Source organism: Kosakonia sp. (assembly GCF_032104925.1).
Taxonomy (GTDB): Bacteria; Pseudomonadota; Gammaproteobacteria; order Enterobacterales; family Enterobacteriaceae; genus Kosakonia.
Genome location: NZ_DAMCGF010000011.1, coordinates 114,430 through 132,240, shown reverse-complemented (window position 1 = coordinate 132,240; position 17,811 = coordinate 114,430). Strand labels below are relative to the sequence as shown.

General features: G+C 55.8%; 14 protein-coding genes. 6 read left to right on the top strand and 8 right to left on the bottom strand.

Annotated features, from left to right (window positions below):
- Window positions 1-84: 84 nt before the first annotated feature.
- Window positions 85-1,386: an MFS transporter gene (locus RT644_RS19380; RefSeq protein ID WP_020455377.1), complete on the bottom strand. Its 1,302-nt coding sequence runs from the start codon at window positions 1,384-1,386 to the stop codon at window positions 85-87.
- Window positions 1,387-1,851: 465 nt separating this feature from the next.
- On the opposite strand from RT644_RS19380, the gene uxaC reads away from it, so the two are divergent.
- The 3 genes from uxaC to RT644_RS19365 all read left to right on the top strand — a co-directional run bounded on the left by uxaC (window position 1,852) and on the right by RT644_RS19365 (window position 5,505).
- On the top strand, window positions 1,852-3,264 hold the full coding sequence (uxaC, locus tag RT644_RS19375) for a glucuronate isomerase (protein WP_269231726.1): 1,413 nt from the start codon (window positions 1,852-1,854) through the stop codon (window positions 3,262-3,264).
- Between the two features lie 17 nt (window positions 3,265-3,281).
- On the top strand, window positions 3,282-4,769 hold the full coding sequence (locus RT644_RS19370; RefSeq protein WP_020455375.1) for a UxaA family hydrolase: 1,488 nt from the start codon (window positions 3,282-3,284) through the stop codon (window positions 4,767-4,769).
- Window positions 4,770-4,953: 184 nt separating this feature from the next.
- Window positions 4,954-5,505 carry a YgjV family protein gene (locus RT644_RS19365; protein ID WP_097405994.1) on the top strand — a complete coding sequence of 184 codons (552 nt, stop codon included), beginning with the start codon at window positions 4,954-4,956 and terminating at the stop codon, window positions 5,503-5,505.
- A gap of 15 nt (window positions 5,506-5,520) precedes the next feature.
- Here RT644_RS19365 and sstT read toward each other — a convergent pair whose 3' ends face one another.
- From sstT to RT644_RS19345, 4 genes are all read right to left on the bottom strand, one after another.
- Window positions 5,521-6,765 carry a serine/threonine transporter SstT gene (gene sstT / locus RT644_RS19360; RefSeq protein WP_160268577.1) on the bottom strand — a complete coding sequence of 415 codons (1,245 nt, stop codon included), beginning with the start codon at window positions 6,763-6,765 and terminating at the stop codon, window positions 5,521-5,523.
- A gap of 240 nt (window positions 6,766-7,005) precedes the next feature.
- Window positions 7,006-7,971 (bottom strand): TerC family protein, encoded by a 966-nt coding sequence (locus RT644_RS19355; protein ID WP_020455372.1) that lies wholly within the window; start codon window positions 7,969-7,971, stop codon window positions 7,006-7,008.
- 247 nt (window positions 7,972-8,218) lie between these two features.
- Window positions 8,219-9,217 (bottom strand): Gfo/Idh/MocA family protein, encoded by a 999-nt coding sequence (locus tag RT644_RS19350; RefSeq protein ID WP_020455371.1) that lies wholly within the window; start codon window positions 9,215-9,217, stop codon window positions 8,219-8,221.
- Between the two features lie 105 nt (window positions 9,218-9,322).
- On the bottom strand, window positions 9,323-9,823 hold the full coding sequence (locus RT644_RS19345) for a M48 family metallopeptidase (protein WP_313627706.1): 501 nt from the start codon (window positions 9,821-9,823) through the stop codon (window positions 9,323-9,325).
- 70 nt (window positions 9,824-9,893) lie between these two features.
- Between RT644_RS19345 and rlmG the strand changes: the two genes are divergently transcribed.
- Window positions 9,894-11,024 carry a 23S rRNA (guanine(1835)-N(2))-methyltransferase RlmG gene (gene rlmG, locus RT644_RS19340; RefSeq protein WP_160268583.1) on the top strand — a complete coding sequence of 377 codons (1,131 nt, stop codon included), beginning with the start codon at window positions 9,894-9,896 and terminating at the stop codon, window positions 11,022-11,024.
- 89 nt (window positions 11,025-11,113) lie between these two features.
- Here the strand turns inward: rlmG and RT644_RS19335 are convergent, their stop codons facing one another.
- Both RT644_RS19335 and lsrK read right to left on the bottom strand, forming a co-directional pair.
- Window positions 11,114-13,135, bottom strand: a complete 2,022-nt coding sequence (locus RT644_RS19335; protein WP_313627704.1) for an NADPH-dependent 2,4-dienoyl-CoA reductase — start codon at window positions 13,133-13,135, stop codon at window positions 11,114-11,116.
- Between the two features lie 142 nt (window positions 13,136-13,277).
- Window positions 13,278-14,852, bottom strand: coding sequence for an autoinducer-2 kinase (gene lsrK / locus RT644_RS19330; protein ID WP_160268587.1), 1,575 nt, complete (start codon window positions 14,850-14,852; stop codon window positions 13,278-13,280).
- A gap of 138 nt (window positions 14,853-14,990) precedes the next feature.
- On the opposite strand from lsrK, the gene lsrF reads away from it, so the two are divergent.
- Both lsrF and lsrG read left to right on the top strand, forming a co-directional pair.
- Window positions 14,991-15,878, top strand: coding sequence for a 3-hydroxy-5-phosphonooxypentane-2,4-dione thiolase (gene lsrF, locus RT644_RS19325; RefSeq protein WP_020455366.1), 888 nt, complete (start codon window positions 14,991-14,993; stop codon window positions 15,876-15,878).
- Window positions 15,875-16,168, top strand: a complete 294-nt coding sequence (gene lsrG / locus RT644_RS19320) for a (4S)-4-hydroxy-5-phosphonooxypentane-2,3-dione isomerase (protein WP_020455365.1) — start codon at window positions 15,875-15,877, stop codon at window positions 16,166-16,168. Before lsrF ends, lsrG begins: the two co-directional genes overlap by 4 nt.
- A 184-nt stretch (window positions 16,169-16,352) precedes the next feature.
- On the opposite strand, the gene ygjG is transcribed toward lsrG, so the two are convergent.
- A complete protein-coding gene (ygjG, locus tag RT644_RS19315; protein ID WP_313627701.1) occupies window positions 16,353-17,732 on the bottom strand; it encodes a putrescine aminotransferase in 1,380 nt (459 codons plus the stop codon).
- Window positions 17,733-17,811 lie beyond the last annotated feature (79 nt).

Genomic DNA, 17,811 nt, shown 5'->3' with positions numbered 1-17,811 from the left:
TTATACCACTTTTACTGCTTTCTCACCATCGCAGATAGTAAAAAAGCCGCACCAGGCGGCTTTTTTAAGTATCAAAATTGAGGTTTAACTTTGTGCTGCCGGGCCACCAAGTGAATGCTCTTTCACCACCTCTTCGGCTGATTTGTTTTTCAGCACCGTCCAGATAACCACGGCACCCATCAGGTCGAACAGCGCCAGCACAGCGAACAGCGGGCTAAAGCCGATGGTATCCGCCAGCGCACCAACTACCAGGGCAAACAGGGTACTTGCTGTCCACGCCGCCATACCGGTCAGACCGTTTGCGGTTGCCACTTCGTTACGACCGAATACGTCAGAAGAGAGTGTAATCAGCGCACCGGACAGAGACTGGTGAGCAAAACCACCGATACACAGCAGGCCGATTGCCACATACGGGCTGGTGAACAGGCCGATCATGCCAGGGCCAATCATCAGTACCGCACCCATGGTCACTACCATTTTACGGGAAACAATCAGGTTCACACCGAAGACACGCTGGAACAGCGGCGGCAGGTAACCACCGACGATGCAACCCAGGTCAGCGAACAGCATCGGCATCCAGGCGAACATGGCGATTTCTTTCAGGTTAAAACCGTAAACCTTGAACATGAACAGCGGGATCCAGGCGTTAAACGTACCCCAGGCTGGTTCTGCCAGGAAACGCGGCAGCGCGATGCCCCAGAACTGACGGGTGCCCAGAATCTGCCAGACGGACATTTTTTTGCCGTTGTTGGTCTGGTGTTGTGCTTCCTGACCGCCAATGATGTACTCGCGTTCTTCTTCGCTCAGTTTTTTCTGATCGCGCGGGTGTTTATAGAAAACCAGCCAGGCCATCGCCCAGGCAAAGCTCAGCACACCAGAGATGATGAACGCCATTTCCCAGCTGTGCATCACGATTGCCCACACCACCAGCGGCGGCGCAATCATCGCACCAATAGAAGAACCGACGTTGAAGTAACCCACCGCGATAGAACGTTCTTTCGCCGGGAACCATTCGGACGCCGCTTTCAGACCTGCCGGGATCATCGCTGCTTCAGCGGCACCCACCGCGCCACGCGCCAGTGCCAGACCACCCCAGCTGCCTGCCAGCGCAGTCGCGCCGCAGAATACCGCCCAGGTAATCGCAAAGAAGGCATAACCAATTTTGGTGCCCAGAACGTCCAGTACGTAGCCTGCAACAGGCTGCATAACAGTATAAGCCGCGGAATAAGCCGCAATGATGTAAGAGTATTGCTGAGTAGAAATGTGCAGCTCTTCCATCAAGGTTGGAGCGGCAGCCGCTACGGTGTTACGTGTCAGGTAGCCCAGCACGGTGCCGACCGTCACCAGTGCTATCATGTACCAACGTAATCCTTTGATTTTACGCATGTAAACCTCATCGTTATGTTATTACCGCCTGCGCGGCCATCCTTCGATCGCGTCCGGAGGATGAAACGGGGAGGACGTACCCGGGAGAACTCCCGGTACGGCCCAAACCTTGCCATAAGTAAGCGTGTTTAAGTCGGTATCCGTACCCAAAAAATCCGATTAACTTTTTATCGGGAATGCATTCCGTCGGCTTATGTGTTCGACGGCAGGAAAGATAACTTGTCATACAACTTGAAAAGGTGAGTGACATCACAAAAGTGTTTTTCTTTGTGTGGTCTTTAACTTTGCCGGGATAAGCCAGAAACGGCGCGGGTTAGCGGGATATTCAGGCGCCTGGATTGTCAGTTTTTGTCTGCTTTTATTGATCCAACTCACGAAAATATCTTCGGTCTATAGAAATTGGTGTGATAACTTTGTCAGCATTAAAGGTAAGCATCAGACGCACTCGTTTAGAGGAAGACGATAATGACCCCGTTTATGACCGAAGATTTTCTGTTAGATACCGAATTTGCTCGCCGTCTGTACCACGACTACGCAAAAGACCAGCCGATTTTTGACTACCATTGCCACTTGCCGCCGCAACAGATCGCTGACAACTACCGCTTTAAAAACCTGTATGACATCTGGTTAAAAGGTGATCACTACAAATGGCGCGCCATGCGTACCAACGGCGTACCTGAGCGCCTGTGTACCGGTGACGCCTCCGATCGTGAGAAGTTTGACGCCTGGGCCGCAACCGTGCCGCACACCATTGGTAACCCGTTATACCACTGGACGCATCTGGAACTGCGTCGTCCATTTGGTATTACAGGTAAGGTGTTGTCGCCGTCTACCGCCGACGAAATCTGGAGCCGGGGTAATGAACTGCTGGCGCAGGATAAGTTCTCCGCGCGCGGCATCATGCAGCAGATGAACGTGAAAATGGTGGGTACCACCGACGATCCGATTGACTCGCTGGAACACCACGCTTCGATCGCCAAAGATGGCACCTTCCACATCAAAGTGCTGCCGAGCTGGCGCCCGGACAAAGCGTTCAACATTGAACAAGCCACTTTTAACGATTACATGGCGAAGCTGGGCGAAGTCTCTGATACCGACATTCGTCGTTTTGCCGATCTGCAAACGGCGCTGAGTAAACGCCTGGATCACTTCGCGGCGCATGGCTGTAAAGTTTCTGACCACGCGCTGGACGTGGTGCTCTTCGCTGAAGCCAGCGAAGCCGAACTGGATAGCATCCTGGCGCGTCGCCTGGCGGGTGAAACGCTCGGCGAAAAAGAAGTCGCACAGTTCAAAACGGCGGTGCTGGTCTGGCTGGGTGCGGAATACGCCCGTCGCGGTTGGGTGCAGCAGTACCACATCGGTGCGCTGCGTAATAACAACCTGCGTCAGTTCAAACTGCTGGGGCCAGACGTCGGTTTCGACTCCATCAACGACCGTCCGCTGGCGGAAGAGCTCTCCAGACTGCTGAGCAAGCAGAATGAAGAGAACCTGCTGCCGAAAACCATTCTGTACTGCCTGAACCCGCGCGATAACGAAGTGCTCGGCACCATGATCGGCAACTTTCAGGGCGAAGGTATGCCAGGCAAAATGCAGTTCGGTTCCGGCTGGTGGTTTAACGACCAGAAAGATGGCATGGAACGTCAGATGACGCAGCTGGCGCAACTGGGTCTGCTGAGCCGCTTTGTCGGCATGCTGACCGACAGCCGCAGTTTCCTCTCTTACACCCGCCACGAATATTTCCGTCGCATCCTGTGCCAGATGATTGGCCGCTGGGTCGAAGCGGGCGAAGCCCCGGCGGATATTCAGCTGCTGGGCGAAATGGTGAAAAACATCTGCTTTAACAATGCGCGTGATTACTTCGCGATTGAACTGAACTAAGGCCGTTTGAGGTTGATATGCAATACATCAAGATCCATTCACTGGATAACGTTGCGGTAGCACTGGCGGATCTCGCTGAAGGCGCGGAAGTCGTTATCGACAACCAAACCGTTCGGCTGCGCCAGGCGGTGGTTCGCGGGCATAAGTTTGCCCTGCAACCCATCGCCAAAGGTGAAAATGTTGTCAAGTATGGTCTGCCAATTGGTCATGCGACAGCAGATATCGCGTCGGGCGAATACATCCATTCCCATAATGCCCGTACCAATCTGAGCGATGTGGACGAGTATAGCTATCAACCTGATTTTCAGGAGGAAGGCGCACAGGCGGCGGATCGTGACATTCAGATCTACCGCCGCGCTAACGGCGAAGTCGGGATCCGCAACGAGTTATGGATCCTGCCGACGGTCGGCTGTGTGAACGGCATTGCCCGTCAGATCCAGAGCCGTTTCCTGAAAGAGACGCAGGACGCCGAAGATATCGACGGCGTTTACCTGTTCAGCCACACCTACGGTTGTTCCCAACTGGGTGACGACCACATTAACACCCGCACCATGCTGCAAAATATGGTGCGTCACCCGAACGCGGGTGCGGTGCTGGTGATTGGTCTGGGCTGTGAAAACAATCAGGTCGACGCCTTCCGTCAGACGCTCGGTGAATTCGATCCGGAACGCGTCCACTTTATGGTCTGCCAACACCAGGATGACGAAGTGGAAGCCGGTCTTGAGCATTTGCATGAGCTTTATCAGGCGATGCGCAACGACAAGCGTGAACCGGGCAAACTGAGCGAGCTGAAATTCGGCCTTGAGTGCGGCGGTTCTGATGGCCTTTCCGGCATCACCGCCAATCCGATGCTGGGCCGTTTCTCGGACTACGTAATCGGCAACGGTGGCACTACCGTGTTAACCGAAGTACCGGAGATGTTCGGTGCGGAACGTATCCTGATGAGCCACTGCCGCGACGAAAGTACCTTTGAGAAGACCGTCACCATGGTCAACGACTTCAAACAGTACTTTATCGCGCATAATCAGCCGATTTACGAAAACCCATCGCCGGGTAACAAAGCGGGCGGTATCACCACGCTGGAAGAGAAATCACTGGGCTGCACGCAAAAAGCGGGTGCCAGCCAGGTGGTGGACGTGCTGCGTTACGGTGAGCGTCTGAAAACCCACGGTCTGAACCTGCTAAGCGCACCGGGTAACGATGCGGTTGCTACCAGCGCGCTGGCCGGGGCAGGCTGCCATATGGTGCTGTTCAGTACTGGTCGCGGCACACCTTACGGTGGTTTTGTGCCGACGGTGAAAATTGCTACCAACAGCGAACTGGCGGCGAAGAAGAAACACTGGATCGACTTCGATGCCGGTCAGCTGATTCACGGCAAAGCGATGCCGCAACTGCTGAGCGAGTTCGTGGATGTGATCGTCGATATCGCCAACGGCAAAAAGACCTGTAACGAGAAAAACGATTTCCGCGAACTGGCTATCTTCAAAAGCGGCGTAACGCTTTAATTTACCTTTATCTTTCGCGCCATGACTGTGTTGGCTGCGCTCATTCACCCCGGTCACTTACTTGTGTAAGCTCCCGGGGATTTGTGAGCTTGCCGCCTTGCCCTGGCGCGAAATTTTTGGCTCAGGCCTGCTCGCAGGCTTTCAGTGATGTGTCGCTTTTCCCAAAATCCTACAAGGAATTTCCATGACCACGTATTGGCTTGCCCAGGGCGTTGGTGTGATTGCTTTTCTGATTGGTATTACCACGTTTATCAACCGTGATGAACGGCGCTTCAAAAAGCAACTCTCAGTCTATAGCGCCATTATCGGCGTGCATTTCTTTCTGATGGGCGCGTTCCCGGCGGGCTCCAGCGCCATGCTTAACGCCATCCGCACCCTGATTACTCTGCGTACCCGTAGCCTGTGGGTCATGGCACTGTTTATTGTGCTTACCGGCGGGTTAGGGCTGGCGAAATTTCACCATCCCATGGAGTTGTTACCGGTTGCCGGGACGATCGTCAGCACCTGGGCGCTGTTTCGTTTTAAAGGCTTGCCGATGCGCTGCGTGATTTGGTGCTCAACCGGCTGCTGGGTGATCCACAACATCTGGCTCGGATCGATTGGCGGTTCGCTGATCGAAGGCAGCTTTTTAGTGATGAATGGCCTGAACATTATTCGCTTCTGGCGCATGCAAAAACGCGGTATCGACCCGTTTAAAGTCGAAACCGCGCGGCAAGAGAAACCGGCTGCCCGGTGAAGGCAGCCAAAAAGATCAGTTACGCAGGGCGTTATTCACCAGGCGCTCATCTTCCGCCTGGCACACCGCTGCGGTAAACAGCACATCGGTGGAGGAATTAAGCGCCGTTTCGCAGGAATCCTGCAAGACGCCAATAATAAAGCCGACCGCTACCACCTGCATCGCCACATCATTGGAAATACCAAACATGTTACAGGCCAGCGGGATCAGCAGCAGGGAACCGCCCGCCACGCCGGACGCGCCACAGGCACAGAGCGACGCCACCACGCTCAGCAGCAGCGCCGTTGGCACATCAACCGTAATGCCCAGCGTATGCACTGCCGCCAGTGCCAGCACGGTAATGGTGATTGCCGCGCCCGCCATGTTAATGGTGGCACCCAGCGGGATAGAAACCGAATAGGTATCGCGGTCAAGATTCAGCTTCTCACACAGCGCCATGTTCACGGGAATATTCGCTGCGGAACTGCGGGTGAAAAAGGCGGTGACGCCGCTTTCACGCAGGCAGGTAAAGACCAGCGGGAAAGGGTTGCGGCGGATTTTCCAGTACACCAGCAGCGGGTTAACCACCAGCGCGACAAACGCCATGCAGCCCACCAGCACCACCAGCAGTTGCGCGTAACCTAACAGCGCGCCAAAACCGGATGTCGCAAGGGTCGAGGAGACAAGGCCAAAAATGCCGATCGGCGCAAAGCGGATCACGATGCGCACCATAAAGGTGACGGCGCCTGCCATATCCTGCACCAGATTTTTGGTGCTCTCGTTACTGTGGCGCAGCGCAAAACCCAGCCCCACGGCCCACACCAGAATGCCGATGTAGTTCGCGTTCATGATTGCGGTCACCGGATTGGCGATCATGCTGGTCAGTAAACCGCGCAGCACTTCCACAATGCCGGATGGCGGCGTGACATCATTGGCGCCCGGCACAAGCTGGAGCGTCGAAGGGAAGAGAAAGCTGGCCAGCACGGCGGTCAGCGCGGCAGTGAACGTGCCTAACAGATATAGCACCAGCACCGGGCGCAAACGCGTCTTTTGCCCTTGTTGATGACCAGCGATGGAGGCCATCACCAGCATCAGCACCAGTACTGGTGCCACCGCTTTTAACGCGCTTACAAACAGCGTACCCAGAATGCCGGTCGCAATAGCGGCGGGCGTCGAAATCCACGCCAGTAAAATACCCAGAATTAAACCAATAAGAATCTGTTTCACCAGGCTGCCATCAATCAAGCGTTGCAGTAACCCGGTGGAGCGGTGCGTTGTCATGCCATGTTCCTTTCGTGTTGTGGAGTTGCATCCCGCATGCCTTTTTGGATGACATTTGTCAGGATGTAACATTTGTTTGCAGAAAGCAGTATATGGACTCTGCGGCAACAAGAAAGGGGAGAAGAATAACTTTTCCAGCCTGGCGCGGCTTTTTGATTTTTTGTGTTAACGTTTTGTGATAAAGGCGACAAGGCTGATGAAATGGCCGCTCTGCGCACTGGCAGAGCGGCCATTTACGGCTTACGCCCTGTTTTTCTTGTCGTGCTGGTGGTTAACCCACGCGTTGAGCAGCATGGTCAGCACGAGGATGCCGCCTACCACGCCAAGCGAGACGGCGATCGGAATATGGAAGAAATCGACAATCAGCATCTTGATGCCGATAAACACCAGAATGACCGACAAACCATATTTGAGCATCGAGAAACGCTCAGCCACGCCCGCCAGCAGGAAGTACATCGCACGCAGGCCCAGAATCGCAAACAGGTTTGAGGTCAGCACGATAAACGGATCGGTGGTCACGGCAAAAATAGCCGGGATACTGTCGACCGCAAAAATCACATCGCTCAATTCGACCAGAATCAGCACCAGCAATAATGGCGTCGCGAACAGCAGGCCATTTTTGCGCACAAAAAAGTGCTCATTTTCGATGGTATCGGTCATGCGTAAATGGCTGCGCAGCCAGCGCACCAGCGGTTTGTCGCCGATCCCGGTTTCGTCCTCTTTCGCCAGCGCCATTTTCACGCCGGTAAACAGCAGGAACGCGCCAAAAACATACAACAGCCACGAGAACTGGGTGATAAGCCAGCTGCCAGCGAAAATCATAATCGTGCGCAGCACAATCGCGCCGAGCACGCCGTAAACCAGCACCCGGCGCTGCAACGCGGCAGGCACGGAGAAGTAGCTAAACAGCATCAGCCAGACGAAGACGTTATCGACCGCCAGCGCTTTTTCAATCAGATAACCGGTGAGGAACGCCAGCGCCTGCGTGTCGGCAACAGCGCGTCCTTCGGTTTGCGTGAGATACCACCAGAAGGCGGCATTGAACAGCAGGGAGAGGCTGACCCAAACCACAGACCAGGCGGCCGCCTGCTTCATGGTCATCGTATGGACGCCGCGACGCCCCTGAAGCAGAAGGTCGACGGCCAGCATAATCACGACCACAATCGCGAAGCCGCCCCATAACATCGGTGTACCGACAGTATTCATTGTGTGAATCCTTACCTAAAAACAAAAACGGCTAACGTCGGAAGAGGTTAGCCGTTTGCTTTAGGTGCAATGGATCCTCGCCTTCCGGCAAGGTCTCACTTACGTCTGTGAAGACGCCCGGCGACCGGATGCATATACGCATCGTAATGACGATCCACCAGCAATGAAGTTACTCCCCTTTGCAGGTAACAAAATATGTCAGCATATTGATTCCGTCAATGTGAAGCCATCTATGCTTTACGAACCTTTACGCCGGCAGCTGTTCGCCGATGTCATCCGCCGGGAAAACGACGCCGATCTGGCGGCGAATTTCGGTCAGCAGTTTTGCCGTGACCCGGCTTACGTCCAGCCCAGGGTGGTTGACTTCGTTCTCTTCCACCAGGCGGGCAAAGGTTTCCGCTTCATATAGCATGGTATTGATGTGCTGCGGCTGTGTCAGTTCCTGCGCTTTGCCGCCGCGCGGCACGAACGAGACTTTCTGGCATTCGGAGATTTTCTCGATCACCAGCGATCCGGCCTCGCCCTGAATTTCGCTCGGCAGCACGGAATCACTCACTTTCGAGTGTTGCAGCGTGACGCTGAAATCACCGTAATCCATCACCACCACGCCGTGGGCATCCACGCCGCTTTCCAGCAGGCTGGCGGTGGCCTGAACGCTGTGCGGCTCGCCCCACAGCGCCACGGCGGACGCCAGGCAGTAGAAGCCAATGTCCATAATCGAGCCGTTGGAAAACGCCGGATTAAAGGTATTCGGGTTTTCTCCGTCCAGGTAACGCTGGTAGCGCGACGAATACTGGCAGTAGTTGATAAAGGCTTTACGGAGCTTGCCCGCTTTGGCCAGCGTTTGTTTCAGCAAAATAAAATTCGGCAGGCTGGCGGTTTTGAACGCTTCAAACAGCACCACCTGATTTTCCCGCGCGCAGGCGATGGCCGCTTCCACTTCACGCAGGTTGGAGGCCAGCGGTTTTTCGCAGATCACATGCTTTTTGTGACGCAGAAAAAGCTGCGTCTGTGGGAAATGCAGGGAATTCGGGCTGGCAATATAAACCGCGTCAATCGCATCGCTTTGTGCCATATCTTCAAGCGAGGTAAACAGATGTTCGACCGGGTAGTCGTTGGCGAACGTTTGCGCCTGTTCAAGGCTGCGGGAAAAAACGGCGGTGAGTTTATATTTGCCCGTTTCATGGGCGGCATCGACGAACTGGCGGGTGATCCAGTTCGTACCTATGACAGCGAAACGTATCATACAGGCGCTAATTCTCCGTAAGGGGGTCTTCGATCACTCTAGCACGACGAGATGACAAAACCAGTGCACTGCCCCGCACAAGCACAAAAGGTGATGGCGAAAATCTCACCCGTTACGATCCAGCGTCAGATGCGTTAGCCACAACCGCGTATCAAACTCGAGCTGGTGGTACTGCGGCTCCATATAGCAGCACAGCTGGTAGAACGCTTTGTTGTGATCTTTCTCTTTCAGATGCGCAAGTTCGTGAACCACGATCATCCGCAAGAAGGCTTCTGGCGCGTCGCGGAACACCGTGGCGACGCGGATTTCCGCTTTGGCTTTTAACTTGCCGCCCTGGACGCGGGAGACCGCCGTATGTAAGCCGAGTGCATTGTTTAACACATGGATTTTGCTGTCATACATCACCTTATTCACCGGCGCGGCATTACGCAGATACTGATTTTTCAGCGCTTGCGTATAGTGATAAAGCGCTTTATCGGTGGCGATGTCGTGGCTTTCCGGATAGCGCTTTTTCAGCACCTCGCCCAGCCGGTTCTGTTCAATCAGGGCGGTAACCTGCGTCAGCAGGGATTCAGGGTAGCCCTGAAGATAGGTCAGCTTGTTCATGGCGAAATGTGTTTACATCTCCGGATAATTAAGCGATAAAACGCGCGAATTTTAGCATTGCGGAGGGGCGATGAGCCAGGTTGAGTTAAACGGACAATCATTCACTTTAGACAGATTCCCTGTCGGCGTGGAAGAGGCGTCGCTACAGGCGTGGGACGCGGCGGATGAATATCTACTGCAACAGGTGAATGAGGTCGATGGCCCGGTTCTGATTTTTAACGACAGCTTCGGCGCGCTGGCCTGTGCGCTGGCGTCGCATCGCCCGGTTTCCGTCAACGACTCCTATATAGCAGAGCTGGCGACACAGCATAACCTGCGCATTAACGATCTGGACGAAACCGCCGTCACGCTGCAAGACAGCCTGCACCCGCTGCCTGCAAACCCGGCGTTAGTGCTGATTAAAGTGCCAAAACAGCTGGCGCTGCTGGAGCAGCAACTGCGCGCGCTACGCGAGGTTGTCACGCCGAACACGCGGATTATCGCCGGGGCGAAAGCGCGCGATGTCCACAACTCGACGTTAGCGCTGTTTGAAAAAATTCTCGGGCCGACCACCACCACGCTGGCATGGAAAAAAGCCCGGCTCATCAACTGCACATTTAACGCGCCTGCGCTTGAGGAGAGTTCTGTGCTCGCCAGCTGGAAGCTGGACGGCACGAACTGGACTATCCATAACCATGCCAATGTCTTTTCCCGCAGCGGGCTGGATATTGGCGCGCGATTTTTCCTGCAACATCTGCCGGAAAACGTGGAAGGTGAGATGGTTGATTTAGGCTGCGGCAACGGTGTGATTGGTTTAAAACTGCTGGCGCAGAACCCGAACAGCCGTGTGCTGTTCGCCGATGAGTCGGCGATGGCGGTGGCTTCCGCGCGGCTGAATGTGGAAGCGAACCTGCCACAAGCCGTTGAACGCAGCGAGTTTATGATCAACAACTCGTTGTCCGGCGTGGAGCCGGACAGGTTTGACGCAATCGTGTGTAACCCGCCGTTCCATCAGCAGAGCGCGATTACCGATCATATTGCCTGGCAGATGTTCAACGATGCGCGTTTCTGCCTGAAATATGGCGGCGAACTGCGCATTGTCGGCAACCGCCACCTCGACTATTTCCGCAAGCTAAAACGCGTATTTGGCAACTGCGAAACCCTCGCCACTAACAACAAGTTCGTGGTGCTGAAAGCGGTGAAAGTGCGTAAGAAACGCTAATGGAAAGTGGCCCGCTTTGCGGGCCACTTTGTTATCCATAGAAAACTTTCAGCCAGGCTGGGGGGCCGGAAAGCGTTAAGCCAGTTATTTTAAATTGCCAGCGCCAGTTTTGTCCCTTGCGCAATCGCCCGGCGGGCATCCAGCTCCAGCGCCACATCGCATCCACCTATCAAATGCACTGTTTTACCCGCTTCACGCAGCGGTTCCGCCAGCTCGCGTTTTGGCTCCTGGCCTGCGCAGATCACCACATGATCAACAGCCAATAGCTGAGGTTCACCGCCGATCAACAGATGTAAACCGGCATCGTCGATCTTTTGATAACTGACCGCCGGGATCATTTTCACGCCACGCGACAGCAACGTGGCGCGGTGGATCCAGCCGGTGGTTTTCCCCAGACCTTCACCAGGCTTGCTGGCTTTACGCTGCAACATCACAATGCGGCGCGGGCTTTTCGGCAACTGCGGTCCTTCCGGGCGCAGACCGCCCACTTCATTCAGGCTGGTATCAATTCCCCATTCCACACAAAATTCGGCGATGTTCTGGCTGGTTGGCTCGCCCGGCTGGCTTAAATACATTGCGGTATCAAAGCCGATCCCGCCGCAGCCAATAATGGCCACACTTTCACCCACCGGTGCTTTATCGCGCAGCACATCGAGGTAGTTCAGCACTTTTGGATGGTCGATCCCGTCGATCGGCGGCATCCGCGGTTCAATGCCGCTGGCAAGGATCACCTCGTCAAATCCCAGTAGTGTGGCCGGATCGACACGTTGATTCAGGCATAACGTAACGCCGGTCAGATCGATCATTCGCCGATAGTAACGCAGCGTTTCGTAGAACTCTTCTTTGCCGGGGATCTGTTTGGCGACATTAAACTGCCCGCCGATCTCCGCCTGGGCATCAAACAGCGTTACGCCATGCCCGCGTGCCGCGGCATTAATGGCGAACGCCAGCCCGGCAGGGCCTGCGCCGACCACCGCCAGGTTTTTCTTTTGCACAGTCGGAAGTACCGGCATCAGCGTTTCATGGCAGGCGCGGGGGTTAACAAGGCAGGAGGTGACTTTACCGGCGAAGATCTGATCCAGGCAGGCCTGGTTACAACCGATGCAGGTATTGATCTCATCCGCGCGACCATTTTGCGCTTTCGACACAAACCCGGCATCGGCCAGAAACGGGCGCGCCATCGATACCATATCGGCATCACCACGCGCGAGGATCTCGTCGGCAACCCCAGGATCGTTAATGCGGTTGGTGGTAATAAGCGGCACCTTCACTTTGCCTTTCAGCTTGCGCGTTACCCAACTGAATGCGCCGCGCGGCACCGGCGTGGCAATGGTTGGGATGCGCGCTTCGTGCCAGCCAATACCGGTATTAATCAGTGTCGCGCCTGCGGCTTCCACCGCCTGCGCCAGCGCGATGGTTTCTTCCAGCGTGCCGCCGCCTTCGACGAGATCCAGCATCGACAGGCGGTAGATAATAATAAAGTCGCTGCCGACGCGCTCGCGCACGGCACGCACCACTTCCACGGCAAAGCGCATGCGCCGGGCATAATCGCCGCCCCATTCGTCCTCACGGTGATTGGTGCGCGCGGCGAGAAATTCGTTAATCAGGTAGCCCTCAGAACCCATCACTTCAACGCCGTCGTAACCGGCCTGCTGTGCCAGCGCAGCGCAGCGGGCGAAATCATCAATCAGCGTGAGAATTTCATCATGGCTCAATTCATGCGGCGTAAAGCGGTTGATCGGCGCCTGTAACGCCGATGGCGCGACCAGCTGCGGCTGGTAGCTGTAGCGTCCGGTGTGCAGAATTTGCAGGGCGATCTTGCCGCCTTCCTGATGCACCGCTTCAGTGATTTGCCGGTGATGGGGAAGCTGGCTGGTATCGTTCAGCACCGCGCCGCCCTCCATGGTGACGCCGGAAAGTGCGGGCGCAACCCCGCCGGTGACTATCAGCGCGACGCCATGACGGGCGCGTTCAGCATAGAATGCCGCCAGCCGCTCTGCGCCGTCCGGGCGCTCCTCCAGCCCGGTGTGCATCGAACCCATCAGCACACGGTTTTTTAGCGTGGTAAAGCCCAGATCGAGTGGGGTGAACAGCGACGGGTAATGGCTCATGCTCTCTTCCAGTGTAAAATTATTGTTATGTGGTCGGATGAGTTCTACTTTAGCCGTCGCGGCAGAAAAGGGAAAAGGCGGAGCGAATGATTGTGATGAGATTCAAATATCCCTCTCCCGCAACGGGAGAGGGAAAAGCGCGTCAGGCGCCGGTTGTCAGGCCGGGTGCCTGCCACAGGGAGGTGGTTAAACCGCTGTCGACGAGGCCGAGTTGTTCTGCGTAGATTTTCTGCCACTTCAGCATCATGGTGTCGTACAGCTCGCGATGTTCCGGGTTCGGCGTAAATTCCCGGCTCCAGCGCACCAGCCGCTCGCCGGTGGCTGCCATGTCGTCATACAACCCGGCACCCACACCCGCGGCGATAGCACAGCCCAGCGCGGTGGCCTCTTTCACTTCCGGCACACGTACCGGCAGGCCCGTGACATCGCTTAAAATCTGGCTCCACAGCGCGCCTTTCGCACCGCCACCGGCGAAGACCAGGCTGTCAAACTGCACGCCGGAAAAGCGTGAAATCTGCGCCAGATTGCAGGCGGAAACAATGGCGGCGTTCTCTTCCAGCGCGCGGAACAGCGTGGCTTTGTTGCATTTTTCCGGGTCGATGGAGAGGTTAATAAACGACGGTGCAGCGTGATACCACTGCTTGAAGTGCATGGCGTCGGAGAAAATGGGCATCACGCCCCATGAACCCGCCGGTACCCGGCCTGCCATCTCTTCCAGTAAGGTGTAGGCGTCAATGCCCATCCGCTCGGCAATCAACTTTTCTTCGGCGCAAAACGCGTCGCGGAACCAGCGCATGGTCAGGCCGGTGAAAAAGCTTATCGACTCCGCTTGCACCATGCCTGGAATGACATGCGGATTGACACGGATATTCATTTCCGGGTCGGTGCGCACTTGCGGCAGGTTCACCACTTGCTGCCAGAATGTACCGCCGAGCACGGCGGTTTGTCCGGCGCGCACCACGCCAAGGCCAAGGCTGCCGAGCTGTACATCACCGCCGCCCATCACTACCGGCGTGCCTTCGCGCAGACCGCACTCTTGCGCCGCCTGGTGAGTGACTTCGCCCAACAGGCTGCCGGTCTCTTTCACCGGTGATAACAGATCCGGGCGTAACCCGGCCATATCCAGTAAGTCGGGCCGCCAGTCGCGCGTGAAAAGATCGAGCATACCGGTGGTGCCGGCATTGGAAGGATCCACCGCTAACCAGCCGGAGAGGCGCGAGGCAAGCCAGTCGCTGATCATGGTGATGGTGGCGGTATCGCGGTAAATGTCGGGGCGATGGTGCGCCAGCCACAGCAGACGCGGCATGGCGCTGAGCGCCAGCGTCTGCCCGGAAACGCTGTAGACTTCGGCTTCAAACTGCCAGTCATGGATCTCTTTTAACTCGGCGACTTCATGGCTGGCGCGGGAATCCACGTTGGCGCACGCCCAGATGGCGTCGCCATTGTTGTTATACAGCACAATGCCTTCGCGCATGGAGCAGCAGGCGACTGACTGGATATCCGCGCCGCTAAGACCGGCGGTTTTCAGCGCCAGGCGGATGCACTGGCAGGCCAGTTGCCAGTTGGTGTTGAGGTCGAACTCCATTGAGCCGGGGACGTTTTCCACGCTGAGGTGTTTCCACTCGGCCTGGCCGACGGCAATTTGCCGCCCGCTTAAGTCGAAGATCACTGCCCGAATGCTGCCAGTCCCTGCATCTAACGCTAAAAGGTAACTCATGGGTTTTGCCCCCTCGCAAGCATCATAGATAAAACTGTGATCCTCGTACGGTCGTAAATATAGTTCAGCGCCTACGCTTTTGAACATTCATCAGTCACAAAATCACTTGTTCTATCACAGCTTTTTGCGGGAGGCAGGATGGCGGATGTAGATGACATCAAAGATGGCAAAGACTTTGGCCTGGGCACCGCGCAGCAAAATGTGCCTTTCACCCTGAAGGGCTGCGGTGCGCTGGACTGGGGCATGCAATCGCGGCTGGCAAGGATCTTTAACCCACAGAGTAACCGTACGGTGATGCTGGCCTTCGATCACGGCTATTTTCAGGGACCGACGACCGGGCTTGAGCGTATTGATCTATCGATTGCGCCGCTGTTCGCACAAACCGATGTGCTGATGTGTACGCGTGGCATTTTGCGCAGTGTGGTGCCGCCCGCCACCAATAAACCGGTGGTGCTGCGCGCCTCTGGCGGCAACTCAATCCTCGCCGAACTCTCTAACGAATGCGTGGCGGTGGCGATGGAAGACGCGCTGCGGCTCAACGTCTGTGCGGTGGCGGCGCAAATCTATATCGGCAGTGAGCATGAACACCAGTCGATTAATAACATCATCAAGCTGGTGGACGCGGGCAACCGCTACGGTGTGCCGACGATGGCAGTGACCGGTGTAGGTAAAGAGATGACGCGCGATGCGCGTTATTTTTCGCTGGCCAGCCGTATCGCCGCCGAAATGGGCGCACAGTTTGTGAAAACCTACTTTGTAGAAGAGGGGTTCGAAAAGGTCACCGCCAGTTGCCCGGTGCCGATCGTGATTGCTGGCGGGAAAAAGTTACCCGAGCAGGAGGCGCTGGAGATGTGCTTCCGCGCCATTGATCAGGGCGCGTCGGGCGTGGATATGGGGCGCAACATTTTCCAGTCCAGCGCGCCGCTCGCCATGCTCAAGGCGGTGAAAAAAGTGGTACACGAGCACATGCACGCCCGTGAGGCGTACCAGTTCTGGCTGGAGGAAAAACAAGGAGAGCAACCATGAATGTGACGCTGGTGGAAATCAATATCAAACCGGACAGAGTAGATGAGTTTTTACAGGTCTTTCGTGCCAATCACGAAGGCGCTATCCGCGAGCCGGGGAATCTGCGTTTTGATGTATTACAGGATCCGAAAGTGAAAACCCGCTTTTTTATTTATGAAGCGTATCAGGATGACGCCGCGGTCCAGGCGCACAAGGAGACACCGCACTACCTGGCGTGCGTGGAGAAGCTGGAAGAACTGATGTCGGAGCCGCGCAAAAAACGCAGCTTTATTGGTTTACTGCCGAAGTAAACATCCGCTTTCATGGCAGCATTGATTGCGCCTGAAAGCGCATACCGCACCTGCAAAAGACATTTCTGCGAGAGTGTGAAATTGCAAGACAGCAGGGCAGAAAACCAGAGCGTGTTGATGATCCCGGATTTTCTGTGAGCAATAAAAAACCCTCTCCCGCCGGGAGAGGGTTTTATGCGTCTGTTTACGCCAGTTCTTCAGAAACACGCAGTGCCGCCAGCGCATTAGCTGCTGCTTTTAGCACCTGCTCACACTGTTCAATCGTCAGCGTCAGCGGCGGTTCGATACGAATGGTTTTCGCGTTATTGAGCGTTCCGGCAACCAGCACACGCTGGCGGAACATCTCACTGGCAAAGTTGTAGCCCGTTTCGTTATCGACAAACTCAATCGCCATCAGCATTCCGCGACCACGCGCATCCTGCACCAGATCCGGATATTGACGCACCAGCGCGCGGAAACCGTCCAGCAACATGTCGCCTTTCTGCTCCGCCTGAGCGGGCAGGTTCTCTTCCAGCAGCACATTGATGGTCGCCAGCGCGGCCGCACAAGCCAGCGGGTTGCCGCCAAAGGTGGTGGTGTGCAGGAATGGGTTATCAAACAGCACCGAGAACACCTCTTCGGTGGCGACAGTTGCGCCAATCGGCATCACGCCGCCGCCCAGTGCTTTCGCCAGGCACAAGATGTCTGGCTGCACGTTTTCGTGTTCGCAGGCGAACATTTTGCCCGTACGCCCCATGCCGGTTTGCACTTCGTCAAAAATCAGCAGCGCGCCAAACTCATCGCACAGCTTGCGTACCGCTGGCAGATAACCGGCTGGTGGTAAGATCACGCCACCTTCCCCCTGGATCGGCTCCAGGATCACGGCGGCGACATCATCACCGGTTTTCCGGCATTCGCTAAGCAGCGTACGCATCGCGTCGATGTCGCCAAACGGTACATGACGAAAGCCCGGCAGCAGCGGCATAAACGGTTTGCGGAAGGTCGATTTTGCCGTTGCCGACAACGCGCCCAGCGATTTACCGTGGAACGCGCCGCTGGTGGCGACAAAGGTGAATTTACCGCGCGGTGACTGGTAGGCTTTCGCCAGTTTTAGCGCCGCTTCGACGGACTCCGTGCCGCTGTTGCTAAAGAAGCTGTATTTCAGTTTGCCAGGCGTCAGTGCCGCCAGTGTTTTCGCCAGCATGGCGCGTAACGGGTCGAGCAATTCCTGGCTATGCAGAGGTTGTTTTGCGAGTTGATTCTGTACGGCGGAAACCACAACTGGATTACGGTGCCCCACATTGAAAATTCCAAACCCACCCAGACAATCTAAAAACTCCTGCCCCTGGGTGTCGACAAGCGTGTTCAAACTGCCAGCTTGCCACTCTACGGCTCCGTAATCCCCGCCGGCGGTAACAGATTTTCGATACTCTAAAAACCCCGGATTGACATGCTCTTTAAAGTAATCCACCACCTCTCGGTTTAATGCTTTCATATCCTCATGGTCGAGCGTTCGCTTTTCAATGAGATTCAGTGCGTGAGCGCTGCACGCTAATGCCGATGCGCTGGAAGGTAACCTGTTCAAAATGGGCTCCAGGGACTCGCGTATCACATGATACCGATTTAAGTATTGCAGGGATTACGCCACTTCGGTGCGGGGAACA

What these genes read in the sequence shown, in the direction of transcription:
- lsrK (WP_160268587.1), bottom strand. Translation starts at nt 14,852, where the DNA reads ATGAGTTACCTTTTAGCGTTAGATGCAGGGACTGGCAGCATTCGGGCA.
- lsrF (WP_020455366.1), top strand. Translation starts at nt 14,991, where the DNA reads ATGGCGGATGTAGATGACATCAAAGATGGCAAAGACTTTGGCCTGGGC.
- RT644_RS19380 (WP_020455377.1), bottom strand. Translation starts at nt 1,386, where the DNA reads ATGCGTAAAATCAAAGGATTACGTTGGTACATGATAGCACTGGTGACG.
- RT644_RS19350 (WP_020455371.1), bottom strand. Translation starts at nt 9,217, where the DNA reads ATGATACGTTTCGCTGTCATAGGTACGAACTGGATCACCCGCCAGTTC.
- RT644_RS19365 (WP_097405994.1), top strand. Translation starts at nt 4,954, where the DNA reads ATGACCACGTATTGGCTTGCCCAGGGCGTTGGTGTGATTGCTTTTCTG.
- RT644_RS19355 (WP_020455372.1), bottom strand. Translation starts at nt 7,971, where the DNA reads ATGAATACTGTCGGTACACCGATGTTATGGGGCGGCTTCGCGATTGTG.
- lsrG (WP_020455365.1), top strand. Translation starts at nt 15,875, where the DNA reads ATGAATGTGACGCTGGTGGAAATCAATATCAAACCGGACAGAGTAGAT.
- RT644_RS19345 (WP_313627706.1), bottom strand. Translation starts at nt 9,823, where the DNA reads ATGAACAAGCTGACCTATCTTCAGGGCTACCCTGAATCCCTGCTGACG.
- sstT (WP_160268577.1), bottom strand. Translation starts at nt 6,765, where the DNA reads ATGACAACGCACCGCTCCACCGGGTTACTGCAACGCTTGATTGATGGC.
- RT644_RS19370 (WP_020455375.1), top strand. Translation starts at nt 3,282, where the DNA reads ATGCAATACATCAAGATCCATTCACTGGATAACGTTGCGGTAGCACTG.
- RT644_RS19335 (WP_313627704.1), bottom strand. Translation starts at nt 13,135, where the DNA reads ATGAGCCATTACCCGTCGCTGTTCACCCCACTCGATCTGGGCTTTACC.
- rlmG (WP_160268583.1), top strand. Translation starts at nt 9,894, where the DNA reads ATGAGCCAGGTTGAGTTAAACGGACAATCATTCACTTTAGACAGATTC.
- uxaC (WP_269231726.1), top strand. Translation starts at nt 1,852, where the DNA reads ATGACCCCGTTTATGACCGAAGATTTTCTGTTAGATACCGAATTTGCT.